The following is an 18,791-nucleotide window of genomic DNA, read 5'->3' as shown; positions in this document are numbered from 1 at the left end:
TAAAATAAACCATCATTATAATGAGGTAGATTGAAACTTACTGAAATGGAGTCTTTCTATGAACATCATATCCAGTCTCATTGATTTTATTTTACATATTGACGACTATCTTGTGACTATCGTCAAAGACTACGGCACGATGACCTATGCAATTCTGTTCCTCATCGTTTTTGTCGAAACAGGTCTTGTCATCATGCCGTTCCTGCCGGGTGATTCCCTGCTGTTTGCTGCAGCGGCTCTCGCTCCTCAAGGCGCCCTCAACATATGGCTGCTGTTCATCGTCTGTGTCATAGCAGCCGTGCTTGGTGACACTGTCAACTACCACATCGGTAAGGCAGCAGGACTCGGTGTGACGAATCACCGGACATTCGGCCGCTTCATCAAAACTGAGCATCTTGAGAAAGCGACGACTTTCTTCAACAAATACGGCGGAAAAACAATTGTCATGGCCCGCTTTATGCCGTTCATCCGGACATTCATTCCGTTTGTAGCAGGCGCAAGCCGCATGCATTACAGCTACTTCATTCTTTATAACATTATCGGCGCTGTCGTATGGGTGGCTGTCTGTCTTGGGCTCGGCTACTTCTTCGGCAACCTTCCAGTTGTCAAAAACAACTTTGAGGTTGTACTCATTCTGATTATCGTCGTCTCTGTGCTGCCTGCTGTCATCAGCGGTATACGCGGATTAATGGCTGGGCGTCAAAAATAACCACTTCTCACATGAGAAGTGGTTTTTTGGTTATCTCAATAAGTCCAGCAGTTCATGACGCAGCACTTGAGTGTCCTCAGCGCTCAGGCGTGACGTATCATGCACCTGCTGAATGACAGCAGGCTTGCCTTCAAGCACAGCGACTTTATCAGACAGCTTAACGGCTTCTTCAATGCTGTGCGTGATCATCAGCACGGTCCGCTGCTCCATAGCCAGTATTTCTTTCAGCCACTGCTGCATGTCAATGCGGGTGACTTCATCAAGCGCGCTGAACGGTTCATCGAGCAGCAGCAGACTTCCCGGACTGTTCAGCGCCCGGATAAATGACACCCGCTGGCGCATACCGCCGGACAGCGTACTTGGCATCGCGTCTTTTATCGCAGTGAAACCGCACCGTTCAATCAGCTGCAGTGTCCGGGCGCGGTCTGCTGTCCCGCGTATCTCCTGACCGAGCTCAACATTCTCAAGCACAGTCCGCCACGGCATGAGTGACGGTGTCTGCGGCATATAGGAGACGTGACCCGTATGACCGGTAATCGCCTGTCCACCGAGCAGCACATCACCTCCGGCAGGCGTCATGAGCCCGCCGATAATATTGAAGAGCGTGGTCTTCCCGCTGCCGGACGGGCCGAGCAGCGTGACAAACTCTCCTGCTGTGACAGAGAGATTAATGTCCTTTAATACTTGGTGACTGCCGAAGTGGTGCGCAATATGACGTAATTCCAGTAAGTCAGCGATGCCACTTCACCACCTTTCGTTCCAGCAGCAGAATGACGCCGTATATAATGAGCGCAAACAATATGATCCAGACGATGGCTACAAACACTTTGTCCACTTGAAAAGCACGCTGTGAGAGAATCATATATTTACCGAGCCCTTTATCACTGCCGAGCCATTCTGAAATGATGGCCCCCATCACTGAATAAGTGCCCGCAATGCGCAGACCATTGAAGAAGTACGGCAGCGCGTTCGGCCACTCAAGTTTTGTGAAGAGCTGCATTTTGCGCGCGCCGCTGATCTTCATGTACTTCATTAAATCTTTGTCAGCCGACTTAAAGCCCTCCAGCAGACTGACAGTGATCGGGAAGAAGCAGACGAGCGTGATGACGATCAGTTTCGGCAGCAGACCGAAACCGAACCAGATGACAAGCAGCGGCGCAATGACGATGACCGGAATGTTCTGGCTCATAATCAGCAGCGGATAGACAAACGGTTCAAGCGCCGGCACTAAATGAAGCACGACCGCAACCGCTATACCGAAGACGACTGACATGACGATGCCTTCAAGCACCAGCATGACTGTCGGAACGAGATGAACCCGGTAGTCACTGAAGCCCGTGACAAATTCCCGGACGATCGCAGATGGCGCGGGCAGCGTATACGGGTCGACATGGAGCAGTCTGACAAGCGCTTCCCAGATGACAAGGAGAACGAGCATGAACAGACCAAACTTCAAATAATACGTCATCGGTAGTTCTTCACGAGCTCTGCCATCGACGCATCAGCTGCGTGATAGAACTTCACCTGTGAAATCACACTTGTGCAGTCTAGTTCCATCATCCGCCGGTTCATCTGCCCAATGAGCGGCAGCAGTTCTGCCATAGTGCCTTCTATCGTTGTTTCAAGTGGTGACACGAAATAAGGCAGCCCTGACGCGTCGATAACAGCGATCGCTGCGTCGACATACGGGATGACATCCTCCCCGCCCGGTGTCTTTGGAATGATCTGAATGCTCATTAATGTATCAGCCATGTCTATTCCTCCACGAATTTGTTAGTATAAGCTTGTTCCGGGTTGAAATCTTTCGTGATGACTTTATTCTTCTTCATGAACTCCCCGAAGTTTTTCCAGACAGCGGCATCCTGCATGCCCCAGCTTGAAGCATCGGCTTGGTATTTGTCTTTCAAGTACTGCTGGCTTTGTTCTACGAGTTCGCGTTTATCTTTCAGTTCCGGCGCTTCTTTGATTAAGATGTCAGCACTTTTCTTCGGCTCTTTGATCGCATATTCATAACCTTCTTTAACCGACTGCATGAACGCTCTGACCGTCTTGCTGTCTGATTTGATGTACTTCTCATTGGCGATGAATAACGGCGTATAGTAATCGAGGTTTTTATCATAGTCGATCAAATACTGCATGTTCACTTTCTCACCGCGTGTCTCAGCTTCAATACCTGTCCAGCCGTAGAACACCCAGGCGAAGTCGATATTCTTCTTGGAAGCCGTGAAGAAATCTGTGTCACCGATATTGACGATTTTCACATTTTTTGAGTCCGCCCGCTCTTTTTTCATGATCGCGTTGATAAACGGCTCCTCTATCGGTGCACCGAAGCCGCCGTAAGTTTTTCCTTCATAGTCTTTCGGCGACTTGATGTTTTTATCGGCAAGGCTCATGAAGCCGCTCGTATTATGCTGGATGATCGCGCCGATGGACTTGACCGGTACGCCTTCTGTGCGCTCCTGTGTCAATATTTCCTGTGAGCTGATACCGAACTGCGCTTTACCTGCCGCCACCAGCTGATCCGCTGTGACATCACCCGGTGTTTTAATGGTCACATCAAGACCGTGCTTCTTGAAATAACCCTTCGCCTCTGCGACATAGATTCCTGTATGGTTCGTGTTCGGTGTCCAGTCGAGCATCAATGTCACTTGCTTCAGTTCCTTACTGTTACTTTCCTCTTTCTTGTCCGCCGTCTGACTGCCGCACGCTGCCAGCAGCAAGCAGGACGACCCGATGATCAATGCCTTCTTCACAATTTTTCCTCCAATAAAAAACACACAACCTCAAGAAGGGTTGTGTGCAAAGACACTTCCCTCCGCCAGCATTAACTAGATCAGGTCGATAAGGGTTTAGGACGTATCCAGTCTCAGCACTCAAGTGCTCCCCCAGTGTTTTTTCTATATTTCACTCATGTGATTACTTAAATTGTAACATAAGTTCGTTGAAATCTTCTTCTTTTATTTCGATATTTTCTTTGACAAGTGACGGGCTGTAACCGTCAATCTGGTCAGCGTAGCTTTTTGTCACAGTGTCCTGATAGACAATACCTGTCACTAAACCATCATGCGCCATCACAGTGGACAGGGCAAGTGCCTTATTTGACGGGTCATAGCCGTCAATCGTGCTGAGCTTCGTAATATTCTCTTTGAACCAGTCGTATGTGTTCACTTTGTTGTAGGTCACACATGGCGAGAAGACATTGATGAATGAGAAGCCTTTATGCTGTATACCCGCTTCAATGATGGCTGTCAGCTCTTTAATGTCTGACGAGAAGCTCTGAGCGATGAATGTCGCCCCGCTTGTCAACGCCAGCTGCAGCGGTGATACGTTCTGCTCGATAGCACCGTGCGGCGTCGTCTTAGTGACAAATCCCGGCGCTGAGCTCGGAGACGTCTGACCTTTCGTCAAGCCGTAGATCTGGTTATCCATCACGATATACGTGATATCGATGTTTCGGCGCAGCGCATGCACTGTATGCCCCATACCAATCGCGAAACCATCACCGTCACCACCGGAAGCGATGACTGTCAGCTCCTGGTTCGCCATCTTAACGCCCTGCGCAAGCGGCAGCGCACGGCCGTGAATAGAGTGGAAGCCATATGAGTTCACGTAGCCTGACAAACGACCGGAACAGCCGATACCTGTAATGATCGCCAGGTTCTCAGGTTCGAGACCCGCGCCCGCTGCCGCTTTCTGGATTGCAGCCTGCACGGAGAAGTCACCGCAGCCTGGGCACCAGTTAGGTTTTACGTCATTTCTAAAATCTTTGAATGTAGCCATTTATAATAACTCCTTTGCAGTCACAACAGAATTGATCTGTCCTTCAATTTCGTGCGGCAAAATAGGTGTGCCATCGTATTTCACGAAGCTGTGAATTTTATTTTGATGATTCACGTTCATCTTGATGATCTGTGCCAGTTGTCCCTGATAGTTGTTCTCAGCGACGATGACACGTTTCGCTTTATCGAATGCCTGCTGCACTTCTGCTGTCGGGAATGGATGCAGCTGCTTGATGTGCAGGTGGTTCACAGATGCATCCACGCGGTCCATCGCTTCTTCGATGGCACCGTATGTTGAAATAAAGCCGATGACAAGCACGTCCGCCGCTTCAAATCCACCGGTTTCAACGACCGGCTCTGAAATTTTTAAGTTCGCGATTTTTTCCATCCGTTTTTTCATCTGCTTAATGCGGTTGACAGGACTTTCAGACGGTTTGCCGTCTTCTGCATGTTCCACGCCGGTAACATGATGAATGCCGTTTTTAACGCCGGGAACCGTTCTCGGCGACACGCCTGACGCTGTCACTTCATAACGCTTGAAGTAGTCTTTGTTTTCGCGCTCAGGTACTTCTGTGACCAGGTTACCGCGCTCTATTTTAATGCGGCTGTAGTCAAGTTCAGGCACGGTCTGCTTACCGAGTGATAACTGCAGGTCGCTTAAAATAATGACCGGACACTGGTACTGTTCCGCCAGGTTGAATGCTTCCACTGTTGTATAGAAGGCATCTTCTGCGGTAGTCGGTGCCACAACAATCTTCGGAATATCACCGTGCGTACCGTAGATCATCTGCATCAAGTCTGACTGCTCCTGCTTCGTCGGCAGTCCAGTAGATGGGCCGCCGCGCATCGTGTTGATGACGACAAACGGCTGCTCTGTCATACCGCTCAAGCCGATCGCTTCCATCATCAGTGATAAGCCGGGACCTGCTGACGCCGTGAATGATCTGACCCCCGCATAGTTGACACCGATCGCCATGACCGCCGCTGCAATCTCGTCTTCCGTCTGGATGACTGTACCGTTAAACTTCGGCAGCTTGTCAATCATGTATTCCATGATTTCAGAAGCCGGCGTAATCGGATAGGCTGCCATAAAGCGTGCACCGCCTGCAATAGCACCGAGTGAGATCGCTTCGTTGCCGATCATGAACAGATGGCCGTTCTCACCGCTCTCTTCAAGATTGAACATATCGCCAATCTCACTGCCGTATTTCACCATTTCCTCAACGCCGAGCTGAAGCGCCTGTTTATTAAGCGCAACGATTTTGTCGCCTTTTTTCTTGAACAGTGACTCCACTAACGCTTCAAACGGTTCCAGTGACATGCCGAGCAGCTGAGCCGTCGCGCCGACCGCCACCATGTTTTTCATCAGAGCTGTGCCCAGTTCTTTAGCGATTTCTGTAAAATTAATCTCGACGAATAAACCCGTGTAATCTTCCGGTTTTTCCGGCGTGAACTTACCATCCGCTAAAATAATACCGTTCTCATTTAATTCGTGGTAGTTTAAATCAATCGTCTCCTGATCGAATGCCACCAATATATCCAGGTCATCGCTGATTGCGTAGACCGGTGTCGTAGAGACACGAATTTTATTATTTGTATGGCCGCCTTTAATACGGCTTGAAAAATGTCTGTAACCGTAAAGGTAGTATCCTTGTCTGTTTAATGCTGTTGAAAAGATCTCCCCTGTTGATTCAATCCCTTCACCTTGCTGTCCGCCAACTTTCCACGAAATTTGTGATCTCACATCACTAACCTCCTCGAATTCTCTTCATCTAATATAACAGAAAACCTCCACCAGAACATGTCTGGTGAAGGTTTTCACATGAAAATCATACTAATGGCCGATAAACGGATGATCGTCATTGATTAAAATCCGCTCAATCTTTTTCGTGCGGCCTGTTTTATCGAGCTCGATGAATACACCGGATAGCATACCGCGGCCGGTATCATGCAGCACGTGCTTGACCGGCAGTGCCGTCAGGAAGCGGTGGATGACCTCGTCCTTGTTAATACCGAGTATGCCGTCGTAATGGCCCGTCATCCCTACATCTGTAATAAACCCTGTGCCGCCCGGCAGCACCCGCTCATCAGCGGTCTGAATATGTGTATGCGTGCCGACAACCGCACTGACGCGGCCGTCCAGATAATAACCCATCGCGCCTTTCTCAGATGTTGTCTCCGCGTGGAAATCAACAAAAATATAAGGCGTCTCTTTCCGCGCTTCAGCGATCAGTTCGTCCGCCTTCTTGAACGGGCAGTCAATCGCCGGCATAAACGCCCGGCCCTGCAGATTGATCACCGCAAGCTTGTCCTGATTGAAACGCACCATCTTCATGCCGACACCAGGTGCCTCGGCTGGATAGTTCGCAGGCCGGATCATCTTGATGTCCTGGTCCAGAAAGTCATAGACCTCACGCTGACCATACGTATGATTGCCGAGCGTCACCATATCCACGCCCTGCGTCATCATTGACTTATAGATCTTCTCCGTGATGCCGCGGCCATGAGCTGCATTCTCGCCGTTCACAATCGTCACGTTCGGTCTATATTGACTCTTCAGCTGCGGCAAATATGTCTCCAGCATATCGCGCCCGATCGCACCGACAATATCACCGATAAATAATAGTCTCATCATTAACTCCTTTAGTTCACATGTATATTATTTTTCAAAATGCTGCTTATTATTTTTATCCAAGTAAAACTCAAGTTTCACTTGATTTTTATTGGTCCGGTAGTAGTAATAGTAGTTCGGATCACCTTTCACTTTCACTTCCACCATGTAGTTTTTGTCACCGCTTCTGTTGGCCATAAATCCTTTTGCCTTGAAGTCCTCTTTCTTCACGTGCTGTTCCTTCACCATGTATTCAGCAACACGCTCCTGCACAGTGCTCACTTTGTACTGAATGAAGCCGTATATACCGGCAAACAGCATCGTGACAACAAGCACAATGCCTATCAGCCATCTCATCGTTTTATTCGTCATACTGTCGTTCCTTTCCTTGTACTCTCAATTACTGTAACATAAAAATTGATCAGCTGACGTACTAATAAGTAAACTTCATATTTAATCTGATGCCTTAAACGTTAAAAACCCTTTTGTCCATCTGTTCATCTTCTTGTACTATATCTGAAATCTTCATTGGTTTCTAGCCATACAATAAAAGATGAGTTTCTGTACACTTTAATATTTTGAAGTACTAACATAATTAGGTTTTAAAAAGGAACCTTATCTAAATAATCTTCAATAAATATTCCATAATGACTTTGTATATCATTTGATAAATTTAGGTGAACTTTTTTAAACTCCTCAATTACTTTATCTTGTGGCAACAAGTTTTCAACTTTTTCCTTTATTTCAATAACCTCAATTAAAAACTTATCTTTATACGGAATTAATGAAAATAACGGAATATTTTCATCTAACTCTAGAGTGTAATATTTAAACGACGATATATTGTGTGTTTCGATATTTTTTATCCATCTATCTAATAGTATCCAAAACTCTAATAATGCCACATTTTCCTCGAAGTATATCTTATTACCTAACTTTATAACTAAAATTCCTTCAATTAAATATAAATTTGCAACATTCATTTTTTCACTAAAACTTAAATTTTTAAAGTTTGAAGTAAAGTGATATTTGACAGATATATCATTCATACTAATTCTCCTCCTAGTTCTCCTTTTTATTTAAGGGGATATGCAGTCCATATTTTTCCATCAGCCCCAAAAACAATTTTTATTCTTTTTTCCCCTCTTGTTCCAATTTTCTTGTGTAAATTAGCAACAACATAATATGATTTTGTTTTATTTTTATTTCTATAAACCCTTTTCCTTTCACTATTAAGTGCTTCTCTTATCCACTTGTTCACTTTTGACTTTTGACTTGTATTGAATTTAACATATCTTCCTCCTGCATTATTCAAATGTTTATTACTCACTCTAAATCGCGATGTATCTTTTCTAACATTATTAAATACTTGTTTTAAAGATGAAGCGTTTACTCTATATGATTTAGGAGTAGAGACGCGGACTACTCTGATTCGCGGACTTATTGAAACTCCTCCACCTATATTATTACTTCCATATCCACCTGCTTGATCAGCTGACTGCCATGCTCTGCCTGATGGATCGATATTTCTTACTGTATTGTTATTCGCATAGTTATAGCCGTTATGCATCCCTACAGTTTCATCAGTACCCAATTCTGGATCTACCGATAGGAATACGCCATGCTTAGGATGATAGTATCTCGCCATCAGATAGTACTGACTGGATTCAGTGTCATAGAAATATGAGGCATATCTAAAAGGCTGATTCTTAAGATTTGTATCTTTGACATCCTCCTTCAGCACATTCCCCCAGCTGTCATATTCATAGGAAGCCTGAAGATTACCTGACATATCCGTGATACCGATGATGTCACCACGATAATTCTTATGATAACTGTAGTACGTGCCATTGACCTTCAGGCCTAATAGATTACCTTCCTGGTCACGGATGTACTGTCGGATGACCTGACCGTCCTGACTCTCTGCCATCAGATGGTTGGTGTCACTATCATAGTGGTAGCGTATCGTCGTCCCGTTATGAACTTTCGTGATACGACGGCCATGTTCGTCATACTGATACGACCATGTCTCACCGGTCGATTTCTCAGTCAGTCTAGTCATCTGTCCTACGGCATCCCATTCATAGGTGAACTTACCGTCACCGGTTCTGTTTCCGTCTGCATCATAGCTGATGGATTCACTGCCGAACTGTGTCAACTGGTTCATGATATTGAATGTCGCATTCGTACCGTTGACAGACGTCCGGTTGCCGCGCTTGTCATAGGTATAGCTGAAGGTCTTATCACCAATCTTCTCCTCCGTCAGCTGGTCCATCGCATCATACTGATACGTGCTGACGACACCATTCGACTGTTTCTTGCTCATGTTGCCATACTGATCATAGCTGTACTGATCATTGACAACGTTCGCAACACCCGTCTCTGACACGATGCTTTCAATGGCCCCGTTGTCTCCGAACTCATAGTCGACGCTGCCAGTATTCATCGGCAGCTTCGTCTGATTGACTCTGCCGAGTTCATCATGTCGGAACAGCCATTTGTTCCCTGACACTTCCACCTTATCAAGGCGGTTGACTTTATCATAGCTATAGATGGATTCTACGCCGTTGAACGTCATGGATGAGGGAAGGTCGGTCTTGATACTGTCGATTCCAGTGACATATTTATAGCTCTGATTGATACCGAAGTAATCAGTGATACTCATCAGTCTTCCCTGACCGTCACCTGCTGAATTGGTCAGTGTATTCTCATATGAATAACGTTTACTCTTACTGTTCGTGCTGTCCTTGACTTCTGTGAGTTTACCATCTGCATCATACACATAGTCAAAGAGATTCTTCGTCCCATCGCTGACTGCCGTTGTATCGCCTTCACTGTTATATTTATAGACGATGGATTTCCCGGATGGCAGATCGATACGGGAAAGGTCACCGGTCTTGTCATTATAGGCATACTGTGTGACCTTGCCGTCAGCTGTCTTCACCGAACTGATTCGGTTCTTATTATACGTATAGGATGTGGTCTGTCAACATAATATTGGGCAGTTTTTATAGAATATTTCTTTATATTCTTTGGGTGTTAAATCATTCAATGCACCGTGCGGTCTGATATTGTTGTACCAGTTCACATAATCAAAAAGTTCAATATTCAAATGATTTAGAGAAAGAAAATGAAATTGATTAATAAATTCGGTCTTCATCGCTTTAAAGGTTGCTTCAGCGACCGCATTATCATACGGACACCCTTTCATACTCAACGATCTCTGAATACCGAAGGTATCAAGCACTTCATCTATGAGATGATTATCAAACTCTTTTCCCCGGTCGGTATGAAACATCTGTACTTCTCTCAGATCATGTCTGATGGTGCTGAGAACTGCTGAAACGAGATGACTGTCTTTGCGGGGTCCTGCACTGTAACCAACAATTTCACGGTTAAAGAAATCGATAAACAAGCATATATAATGCCATTTTCCAGCCACCTTTACATATGTCAGATCACTCACCAGCACCTCCATCGGTCTTTCTCTATAGAATGCTCTACCCAGACCATTGGTGATATCACGTTCGTTTGGTCGAGCCGGAAAGGCCCTGTAACGCTGGGATGTGTAGGTGGAGACAAGATTCTGTTTTTTCATGATGCGGCCAATCCTTCTCCTGGAAACCTTAATTCCCTGTTTATCTAAATGGATTTTGATTCTTCTCGTGCCAAAACAACGCCGGTTTGTATTGAAAATCTGAACGACCTTCTCAGTGACATCTCCATCGTGATGATTTTTTCCTGTGTCATTCAGTTTATTCACTTCATAATAGTAGGTGCTTCTGGGAATCTGCAGGACTTTACACATTGCTGATACTGAATATTTCTCGGCATTCTCACGAATGACGGCTATCTTGGTCCCATGATCAGCGCTGCTTGCTTTAAAATGTCATTCTCCATCTTCAGCTGCTGATTCTCTTTACGTAATCTTTTCATTTCCTTCTCTTCATCGCTCATATTGTCATTGTGCAGAAATGATCCTGTGGACTGATGTTGTTTAATCCATTTTCCTAATGCCGAAGGCGTCAGGTCATATTCACGTACAATTTCATTTCTAGGTTTACCGTTCTCATAAAGTTTGACCATCTGTAGTTTAAACTCAGGACTGAAACTTCTTCTTTCTCGTGACATAAATAAATCGCCTACTTTCTTAGATTAACAATATCTATTCACATAGAAATTGTCCAACTAAGTGTAGACGATTCACATTGTATGCGACAATCTAATAATTCCTACATCTTTTTGTTTAGCCCAAAATTATTCATGGAATTTAGAAATTATGCGCTTTGTTATGATTATAATTTTAATTATCAGTATGCTTGGATTTGCACCATTTATTACTTGTATTTTTCATTGGTATATTTGTTATAGTATTCAAAATAATGGTTTACCAATAGACGGCGGAGATCAAATTGCTACTGTTATTTCTTTTCTTCTCATTCCAATTCTTTTGACAGACTGGAGGATTAATCAATATAACATTCCTATTAAACCACTAGATTATTATAAAAAATTAATCTCATTCTCATTTTTCTGGATAATTAAAATCCAGATTTGTATTATATATTTTAGTGCGGCTATCGGAAGGTTAAAGAATGAGGAGTGGGGAAATGGAACAGCATTATATTATTTCTTCAAAGATTCCATATTCGGAGTACCTGACTGGGAATACAAATTATTAACTCCAATACTTGAAAGTAAAATAATAATTCCCATTACTTGGGGTATCACAATACTTGAAGTGTTTTTAGCATTTAATATTATAGGATCACCAAAAACTAAAAAAATAGCTTTATTGTTGGGCATATTTCTTCATTTAGGTATTGGATTAACCATAGGTATTTGGAGTTTTTCAATAGTAATGATTGTTTGTTTATTTTTATATCTATATCCCTTCGAAATACATGATAATAAGGAGGAAAATGTATGATACTTACTACTTCTAGTATCTTTTTATTTTTAATTGCTAAACTTATGAAAGATAGTCCTCAAAAAGAAATAAATAATTTTATTGGTTATAGAAGTAAAAGATCTATGAAGTCAAAAAAAAATTGGGATATTTCTCAAGTGTATTCCATGAAATTAATGCATGCTATTTTTTTTAAAACTTTTCTATTTTCCTTACCTTTACTTATAATTGACATATTTTTAATTTTTAATAATGAGAATATTTTTCTTGTAAGCTTAACAATCCAAACAATTATACTATTTTCGCTTTTTTATCTAGTATTTAAAAAAACTGAGAATAAATTAAAAATTGATGGAGATTAAATGAACGCCGATTGTAAAATTAAGCTAGACAACTAATAAAGCCTTCTGTGCTAAACTCAATATGTATTTCCGTCCAAAGAAAACATAAGGAGTTAGCACAAATGGCCTATACACATCTTACCACGGATGAACTTGCGTTCATAGAATCATATTACCACCAGAAAATTTCGGTCAGTGAGATCTGCCGGAGAATTAAGCGTTCAAGACAGACCGTCTATAATGTAATTAATGCACTCAAATCAGGTATATCTGCACTAGAATTCTATCAGAACTATAAGAAAAGAAAATCCCGTTGTGGAAGACGTAAGATCGTCCTTCCCAAGCATCAACTCAGTTATATTCACGAAAAGATAGCCGACGGCTGGACTCCTGATACAATCATAGGCAGAAATGAAGAATCTATCAGCTTTTCTGTTAAAACGCTGTACAGAATGTTCAAGGAAGATGTTCTGCCTGTTCATTCACTTCCTATGAAAGGAAAAGAAAGCCTAGCGGCTATCATGAAACAAGAGGACGTCAGGCTTTCAAACGTCATATTTCAGAAAGAACGGCTGAATTTCCTGACTTTGATACAGAGTTCGGCCATCTTGAAGGAGATACGATCGTCGATCGACATCATGGTAGCGCAGTCATCACTCTTGTCGAGCGTGTTTCTAAGATGATTATCACTCTACGACCGAAAGGTCGTAAGGCATCAGACATTGAAAAAGCGTTAAACAGTATGTACTCAGCTGGTCTGTCAACATAATGTTGGACAGACCATAACACTTCTTTAAAAGAATCAGCTGAAAATTGTGGCATTGATAAACACATTACCACTCATACGTTGCGACATACTCATATATCTCTACTATCACAGCAAGGAACATCATTAAAAGCCATTATGGAACGTATAGGCCATTCAGACCATCGCACTACATTACAATTCTATTCACACGTGACCGAAAAGATGGATAAACTAGAAGCAGTTAAAATATGCTAGGCTAAGAGTCGATTTTCCGGCTCTTTTTTTATGTCCCGATAACTGTTTTTCTCATACTATGCCCTTTTTCAATATCTTAAGGTAAAAAAATAACCCTCAAAGCCCTATGGCTCTAAGAGTTATCTGATTTGTATCAATTATTTCGCATATTCGACTGCACGCATTTCTCTCACGACAGTGACTTTTATGTGTCCTGGATACTGCAGTTCTTCTTCAATCTGATTCTTGATGTCCCGTGCAAGACGGTGTGCTTTCAAGTCGTCCACTTCTTCCGGTGTGACGATGATGCGGATTTCTCGTCCCGCCTGGATAGCGAATGACTTCTCAACACCATCATAGCTTTCAGCGATCTCCTCAAGGCGTGAGAGACGTCTTACGTAGTTCTCAAGCGTCTCACGTCTTGCGCCCGGTCGTGCAGCGCTCAGTGCGTCTGCTGCCGCGACAAGAATAGAGATGACAGATGTCGGTTCCACATCACCATGATGCGAATGGATTGCGTTAATCACGACAGGATGCTCCTTGTATTTCTTCGCAAGGTCCACGCCGATCTCAACGTGACTGCCTTCCACTTCATGGTCAATCGCTTTGCCGATATCGTGAAGTAAGCCTGCACGTTTTGCGAGCGTGACATCTTCACCGAGCTCTGCTGCCATCATCCCGGCTAAGTGTGCCACTTCCACAGAGTGCTTCAGCACGTTCTGACCGTAACTTGTCCGGTACTTCATCCGGCCGAGTATTTTCACTAAGTCAGGATGTAAGTTATGGATGCCGAGTTCAAACGTCGCCGCTTCCCCTGCTTCTCTGATGACTTCATCGACAGAGCGGCGGGCTTTCTCGACCATCTCTTCAATACGGCCTGGATGGATACGACCGTCTGAGACAAGGTTTTCAAGCGCAATCTTCGCGATTTCGCGTCTGATCGGGTCAAACCCTGACAGAATGACTGCTTCTGGTGTGTCATCGATGATTAAATCGATACCTGTCAGTGTCTCAAGCGTCCGGATGTTACGTCCTTCACGGCCGATGATCCGTCCTTTCATCTCATCATTTGGAAGATTGATGACAGAGACCGTTGATTCCGATGTATGGTCTGCTGCTAACCGCTGTACTGTCGTGGCAAGAAGCATTTTCGCCTTCTTGTCGACCGTATCTTTTGCTTCCTGTTCTTTCTCTTTCACTAATACTGCTATGTCATGAGAGAGTTCTTCTTCGACCTGGTCAATAATTTCCTGTTTCGCTTCATCTTGAGTCAGTCCGGAGATGCGTATCAGTTCCTGTTCATGTTTCACTATGATATCCTGGACACTTTGCTCTAACGCATCAACTTGATGTTGTTTTGCTTCAATTTTAGATTCTTTTTGTTCTAAAAGCTCATCTTTCTTATCTAAAAGATCGCTTTTTCGATCTAAGTTCTCTTCTTTTTGAAGTAGCCTTGCTTCTTGTCTTGATAAATCGGATCGTCGGTCGCGGTATTCTTCTTCCAGACGATCGCTGCGCAGCTGGTACTCTTCCTTCGCTTCAAGCAGCTTTTCCTTTTTCAGACTTTCAGCTTCTTTTCTAGCTTCTCTAACAATATGATCACCAGTTTGTCTTGCCTGAATCTGCTGGTTCGTCAAATTCGTCTTTGCTAGATAATAACCGGCAGCAACTCCTAGAATGATGCCAAGCAAAATGAATAAGGCGTATAGCATAACATAAACACCTCCTTTTGCTTAATTATCTAGTTATTCTTAAATAGCGATATATATAATTTGGAATTATATATATTAATTGTACGTTTTGAAGTGCAGTAAAGTCAAGGTCACTAGACTAATTAATCATAGACAAAAACTGAAGTCAGAATGACTTCAGTTTCATTATCGAGCTTATACTAATTCGTCTTCGAACAAGTCAGCAGCTTTGTCTTCTTCCGGTTCAGCAGGCGTTTCTTCTGCTACCGCGTCTTTTGGCATGATACCGATTTCCTGACGGATCTTCGTATCGATCTCTTTCAGAATTTCAGGATTCTCCTTCAAATACATCTTCACGTTTTCTTTACCTTGACCCATCCGTTCTCCGTTATATGAATACCAGGCGCCGGATTTCTGAATGATTTCATGCTCTGCACCTAAATCGATGATCTCACCTTCACGTGAAATCCCTTGACCATACATAATATCCACTTCAGCTACACGGAATGGCGGCGCTACTTTGTTTTTCACGACTTTGATCTTCGTGCGGTTACCGACCACTTCCACGCCTTGCTTCAACTGCTCAGCACGTCTCACTTCCAGTCTGACAGAGCTGTAGAATTTAAGCGCACGGCCGCCTGGTGTTGTTTCAGGATTACCGAACATCACACCGATTTTTTCACGGATCTGGTTGATGAAGATAGCAATTGTATTGGATTTTGAGACAGCCCCTGATAACTTACGCAGTGCCTGCGACATAAGACGCGCCTGCAGACCGACGTGCGTGTCACCCATCTCGCCTTCAATCTCCGCCTTTGGTGTTAATGCTGCGACTGAGTCGACAACGATGATATCAACGGCACCACTGCGGACGAATGCTTCCGCGATTTCCAGACCCTGCTCCCCGTGGTCCGGCTGAGACAAGTAAAGCTCATCAATGTTGACACCCAGTTTCTGTGCATAGACAGGATCCAGTGCATGCTCCGCATCGATAAACGCTGCGACACCGCCCTGCGCCTGAACTTCTGCAATCGCGTGAAGTGCGACTGTTGTTTTACCTGAGCTTTCAGGTCCGTAGATTTCAATGATTCTTCCCTTCGGATAGCCGCCTACCCCTAAAGCGCCGTCCAATGTAATAGAACCGCTGGAAACTGTAGAGACGTTACGTGCTGTGTTCTCTCCGAGCTTCATGACAGCTCCTTTACCGAAAGATTTCTCCATATTTTTAATGACTGTATCTAAAGCTTTCTGACGTTCGTTCAAATATATATCCTCCTTAATAACACAAGTGTTATTAGCTGATTTTTTAGCGCTCTTATAAGTATTACTATACTGATTTTCAGACGAAATAGCAAGCGAAAAGCAAACGTTTGTTCGTATTTTTTCATACAGTATTTACCGATAAATCATCAGGACTTCATGAACGCATCAGTCATTTTTTACGCCTTAATGACTTACTATCAGTTTATCATATTCTGTGTTTTAATAAAAAAAGAACAGCCGCAGCTGTTCAATTATTTTGAATTTTTGAAGACATCACGGCCATGATAGAAGTATTCAATCCCTGATAAAATGGTGAAGAATACCGCTAAATACATGAGCCAGTAACCGAGGCCGAAGCCCAGCCAGTTGACAAATGGTTCGTTCAGCAGCAGCAGGGTCATCGCGACCATTGTCACCGCTGTCTTGATCTTACCGAGCTTGCCGGCTGCTGAGACATAGCCCTGCTCGACCTGCAGCAATCTGAGGCCGGTCACCGCAAATTCACGGGCGATGATGATAATCACCATCCAGGCCGGCAGTACATTCAGCTCTACTAAGGCAATCAGACCGGCCGATACTAACAGCTTATCCGCCAGAGGATCCAAAAACTTGCCCATATTCGTCACGAGCTGCCACTTCCGTGCAAGATAGCCGTCTATCCAGTCAGTCAGCGACGCAAAAATAAAGATCAAAGCGCCGATAAACTGCTCGATGCGCATATCATAGCTGCCTAGAATGCTGATTGACCCCATGTGGAAGTCAGCCAGCAAAAATAAGATGAAGACGGGAATCAATAACACGCGGGCCACGGTAATCTGATTCGGAATATTCATTTATAATCCTACTTTCTCTGTTAATCTGTTGACTCTATAGCAAACTGATACGTTCTTGTAATCAAACTGTCTGCTGTTTTCGGTACATCTAGTTTTTGATCGTTGATCCACACCTGCAGATCAGTGGAATTCCCGGAGATCAATGTGACGGTTTTAACTTTGTTATCAATCGTCATCGTCTTGTCCTTCACTTTCTGATAAGCATAGCGTTTTTCGTTGTCATCATCCACCTGTATCCACGTCGGGACACTTGACTTCACTTTCAGCACAAGCCGTTCACTTGTTACGACGTCATAGCTCAACGTAGACCCGTCAAACGATTTATATTTGACCGATGTCTTGACCACTTTCACCGGTTTCACTGGCTTTTCTTTCACTTCTTGTTTTTTAGCGGCGGCTTTCGACTTTTCTTTCGCTTCTACTTTGACGTCCCGGCTCTCATTGACGTTCCCTGCCGTCCAGCGGTTATCCGTGGATTTGAACAGCAGTTTGGCACTCAGCAGCCAGACCACACTGATGACAAGTATCAGGCCGACTAATGAGATGATGAGCTGCCGGATGAGCTGGTCGTCTTTTTTGACGATAGTCTGCGTCTCGTTCAAATGTTGTTTAGCTTCCACTGCTGAAATATAGTCATCAGGCAGTTCATCCTGATGTTCTTCAATCAGTTTCTCCGCATTCAAATTGACGCTTTTTGCATATTTCTCAATGAAGCCGACCGTATAGTTCGGGTTCGGCAGTGATGCGAAGTCATTGCGTTCAATCATTTCGATATATTTACGCTGTATCTTTATTTTGTTCTCAAGGTCAACCAGTGTCATTCCAAGTGATTCCCGTTTTTGCTTCAGCTTACGTCCAATAGGCTGCATGTATTGACCTCCTTACTCGTAAAATCCAAAACCTTCATTGCCGAACAAGTTATTTTTGCTGACCTGCTCATATGTAATCTGCTGCTCTTCTGATTCCCTGAGCTCGATGATATAGTCAAAATCATCAAGCGTGAACTCGCTGTTCTCGACGAACAGGTCAGGATGCTCCACTACTTTGACGGCAGGCAGCGCCATCACTTCCTTGATGAGCTGCATATGTTTCATATCCGTCTGCTTAGCACTGACAGCGCCGTCAATAATATAAATATAGTTGCCGTCATATTCACCTTTGAAGAGTGAGTTCCGCACCGTCTGCTTGATCATCGTTGAAGAAATGAACAGCCACTTCTTATGCGCACAGACGCTCGCAGCGACGATAGATTCTGTCTTACCGACGCGCGGCATCCCTCTAATGCCGATCAGACAGTGATTTTTTTCTTTAAAAAGCTCCGCCATAAAGTCAACGAGTATCCCGAGTTCTTTTCGGACAAATCTGAACGTCTTCCGGTCATCCAGGTCCCGCTTAATATAGCGGCCGTGTCTGACAGCCAGCCGGTCCCGCAGCTGCGGTGTCCGGAGTTTTGTAATCTCTATCTCCTCGAGCTGGTTGACGATGCTTTCAAAGCGTGCGACTTTCTCCATATTGTCAGTCTTCAGCAGCAGCCCGCGACGGCCCTGATCGACGCCGTTAATCGTAATGATGCTGATACCGAGCGTACCAAGCAGACTTGAAATATCTCCCAGCAGCCCCGGCCGGTTCACTTTAATCTCGTACTCGAGATACCATTCTTTATGCATTGTCCA

At 44.1% G+C, this 18,791-nt stretch carries 19 protein-coding genes, 2 pseudogenes and 1 riboswitch; of the genes and pseudogenes, 5 read left to right on the top strand and 16 right to left on the bottom strand.

Annotated features, from left to right (window positions below):
* Positions 1–58 precede the first annotated feature (58 nt).
* Complete coding sequence (locus KFV11_RS05005) at positions 59–709, top strand: VTT domain-containing protein (protein WP_254250498.1); 651 nt, start codon at positions 59–61, stop codon at positions 707–709.
* 30 nt (positions 710–739) lie between these two features.
* Here the strand turns inward: KFV11_RS05005 and KFV11_RS05000 are convergent, their stop codons facing one another.
* The 11 genes from KFV11_RS05000 to KFV11_RS04950 all read right to left on the bottom strand — a co-directional run bounded on the left by KFV11_RS05000 (position 740) and on the right by KFV11_RS04950 (position 11,230).
* Positions 740–1,381 (bottom strand): ABC transporter ATP-binding protein, encoded by a 642-nt coding sequence (locus KFV11_RS05000; protein ID WP_254250591.1) that lies wholly within the window; start codon positions 1,379–1,381, stop codon positions 740–742.
* 58 nt (positions 1,382–1,439) lie between these two features.
* The gene (locus KFV11_RS04995; RefSeq protein ID WP_149458818.1) at positions 1,440–2,177 is read right to left on the bottom strand and encodes an ABC transporter permease; all 738 of its coding nucleotides are present in this window, start codon (positions 2,175–2,177) and stop codon (positions 1,440–1,442) included.
* Positions 2,174–2,461: a thiamine-binding protein gene (locus KFV11_RS04990; RefSeq protein WP_149458819.1), complete on the bottom strand. Its 288-nt coding sequence runs from the start codon at positions 2,459–2,461 to the stop codon at positions 2,174–2,176. The genes KFV11_RS04995 and KFV11_RS04990 overlap by 4 nt, the downstream gene beginning before the upstream one ends.
* Before the next feature lie 2 nt (positions 2,462–2,463).
* Positions 2,464–3,462: an ABC transporter substrate-binding protein gene (locus KFV11_RS04985; protein WP_254250497.1), complete on the bottom strand. Its 999-nt coding sequence runs from the start codon at positions 3,460–3,462 to the stop codon at positions 2,464–2,466.
* Between the two features lie 40 nt (positions 3,463–3,502).
* Positions 3,503–3,606, bottom strand: a riboswitch (TPP riboswitch).
* Positions 3,607–3,625: 19 nt separating this feature from the next.
* On the bottom strand, positions 3,626–4,489 hold the full coding sequence (locus KFV11_RS04980; protein ID WP_149458821.1) for a 2-oxoacid:ferredoxin oxidoreductase subunit beta: 864 nt from the start codon (positions 4,487–4,489) through the stop codon (positions 3,626–3,628).
* Positions 4,490–6,232: a 2-oxoacid:acceptor oxidoreductase subunit alpha gene (locus KFV11_RS04975; RefSeq protein WP_254250496.1), complete on the bottom strand. Its 1,743-nt coding sequence runs from the start codon at positions 6,230–6,232 to the stop codon at positions 4,490–4,492. It abuts the gene before it with no gap.
* 90 nt (positions 6,233–6,322) lie between these two features.
* Entirely contained in the window at positions 6,323–7,120 is a 798-nt protein-coding gene (locus KFV11_RS04970) for a TIGR00282 family metallophosphoesterase (protein ID WP_254250495.1), read from the bottom strand.
* A gap of 27 nt (positions 7,121–7,147) precedes the next feature.
* Entirely contained in the window at positions 7,148–7,471 is a 324-nt protein-coding gene (locus KFV11_RS04965) for a hypothetical protein (RefSeq protein ID WP_254250494.1), read from the bottom strand.
* A gap of 230 nt (positions 7,472–7,701) precedes the next feature.
* Positions 7,702–8,148: a DUF7878 domain-containing protein gene (locus KFV11_RS04960; protein ID WP_254250493.1), complete on the bottom strand. Its 447-nt coding sequence runs from the start codon at positions 8,146–8,148 to the stop codon at positions 7,702–7,704.
* Positions 8,149–8,174: 26 nt separating this feature from the next.
* Positions 8,175–10,043 carry an RHS repeat domain-containing protein gene (locus tag KFV11_RS04955; protein ID WP_254250492.1) on the bottom strand — a complete coding sequence of 623 codons (1,869 nt, stop codon included), beginning with the start codon at positions 10,041–10,043 and terminating at the stop codon, positions 8,175–8,177.
* A gap of 42 nt (positions 10,044–10,085) precedes the next feature.
* Positions 10,086–11,230, bottom strand: a protein-coding gene (locus KFV11_RS04950; RefSeq protein WP_254250491.1) for an IS3 family transposase whose coding sequence is annotated in 2 segments (ribosomal slippage) — positions 10,086–10,984 and positions 10,984–11,230 — 1,146 coding nt in all. Because the reading frame shifts where the segments join, the coding sequence is not laid out codon by codon here.
* Between the two features lie 70 nt (positions 11,231–11,300).
* On the opposite strand from KFV11_RS04950, the gene KFV11_RS04945 reads away from it, so the two are divergent.
* The 4 genes and pseudogenes from KFV11_RS04945 to KFV11_RS04930 all read left to right on the top strand — a co-directional run.
* Complete coding sequence (locus KFV11_RS04945; RefSeq protein ID WP_367305189.1) at positions 11,301–12,029, top strand: sporulation-delaying protein SdpB family protein; 729 nt, start codon at positions 11,301–11,303, stop codon at positions 12,027–12,029.
* On the top strand, positions 12,026–12,370 hold the full coding sequence (locus KFV11_RS04940; RefSeq protein WP_254250490.1) for an SdpI family protein: 345 nt from the start codon (positions 12,026–12,028) through the stop codon (positions 12,368–12,370). Before KFV11_RS04945 ends, KFV11_RS04940 begins: the two co-directional genes overlap by 4 nt.
* A 101-nt stretch (positions 12,371–12,471) precedes the next feature.
* Positions 12,472–13,103: pseudogene (locus tag KFV11_RS04935) on the top strand (IS30 family transposase); the annotation flags it as partial.
* A gap of 30 nt (positions 13,104–13,133) precedes the next feature.
* Positions 13,134–13,352: pseudogene (locus KFV11_RS04930) on the top strand (tyrosine-type recombinase/integrase); the annotation flags it as partial.
* A 137-nt stretch (positions 13,353–13,489) separates the two neighbouring features.
* Here the strand turns inward: KFV11_RS04930 and rny are convergent.
* The 5 genes from rny to KFV11_RS04905 all read right to left on the bottom strand — a co-directional run bounded on the left by rny (position 13,490) and on the right by KFV11_RS04905 (position 18,785).
* Entirely contained in the window at positions 13,490–15,043 is a 1,554-nt protein-coding gene (gene rny / locus KFV11_RS04925; RefSeq protein ID WP_149459769.1) for a ribonuclease Y, read from the bottom strand.
* Positions 15,044–15,217: 174 nt separating this feature from the next.
* Positions 15,218–16,285 carry a recombinase RecA gene (recA, locus tag KFV11_RS04920; protein ID WP_302054853.1) on the bottom strand — a complete coding sequence of 356 codons (1,068 nt, stop codon included), beginning with the start codon at positions 16,283–16,285 and terminating at the stop codon, positions 15,218–15,220.
* 251 nt (positions 16,286–16,536) lie between these two features.
* Entirely contained in the window at positions 16,537–17,118 is a 582-nt protein-coding gene (gene pgsA / locus KFV11_RS04915) for a CDP-diacylglycerol--glycerol-3-phosphate 3-phosphatidyltransferase (RefSeq protein ID WP_254250489.1), read from the bottom strand.
* A 20-nt stretch (positions 17,119–17,138) separates the two neighbouring features.
* Positions 17,139–17,987, bottom strand: a complete 849-nt coding sequence (locus KFV11_RS04910) for a helix-turn-helix domain-containing protein (protein ID WP_254250488.1) — start codon at positions 17,985–17,987, stop codon at positions 17,139–17,141.
* 12 nt (positions 17,988–17,999) lie between these two features.
* The gene (locus KFV11_RS04905; protein WP_254250487.1) at positions 18,000–18,785 is read right to left on the bottom strand and encodes a YmfK family protein; all 786 of its coding nucleotides are present in this window, start codon (positions 18,783–18,785) and stop codon (positions 18,000–18,002) included.
* Positions 18,786–18,791: the final 6 nt, after the last annotated feature.

This window comes from Macrococcus equipercicus (assembly GCF_024205945.1).
GTDB lineage: Bacteria > Bacillota > Bacilli > Staphylococcales > Staphylococcaceae > Macrococcus > Macrococcus equipercicus.
This window is presented reverse-complemented; position numbering and strand designations above follow the sequence as displayed.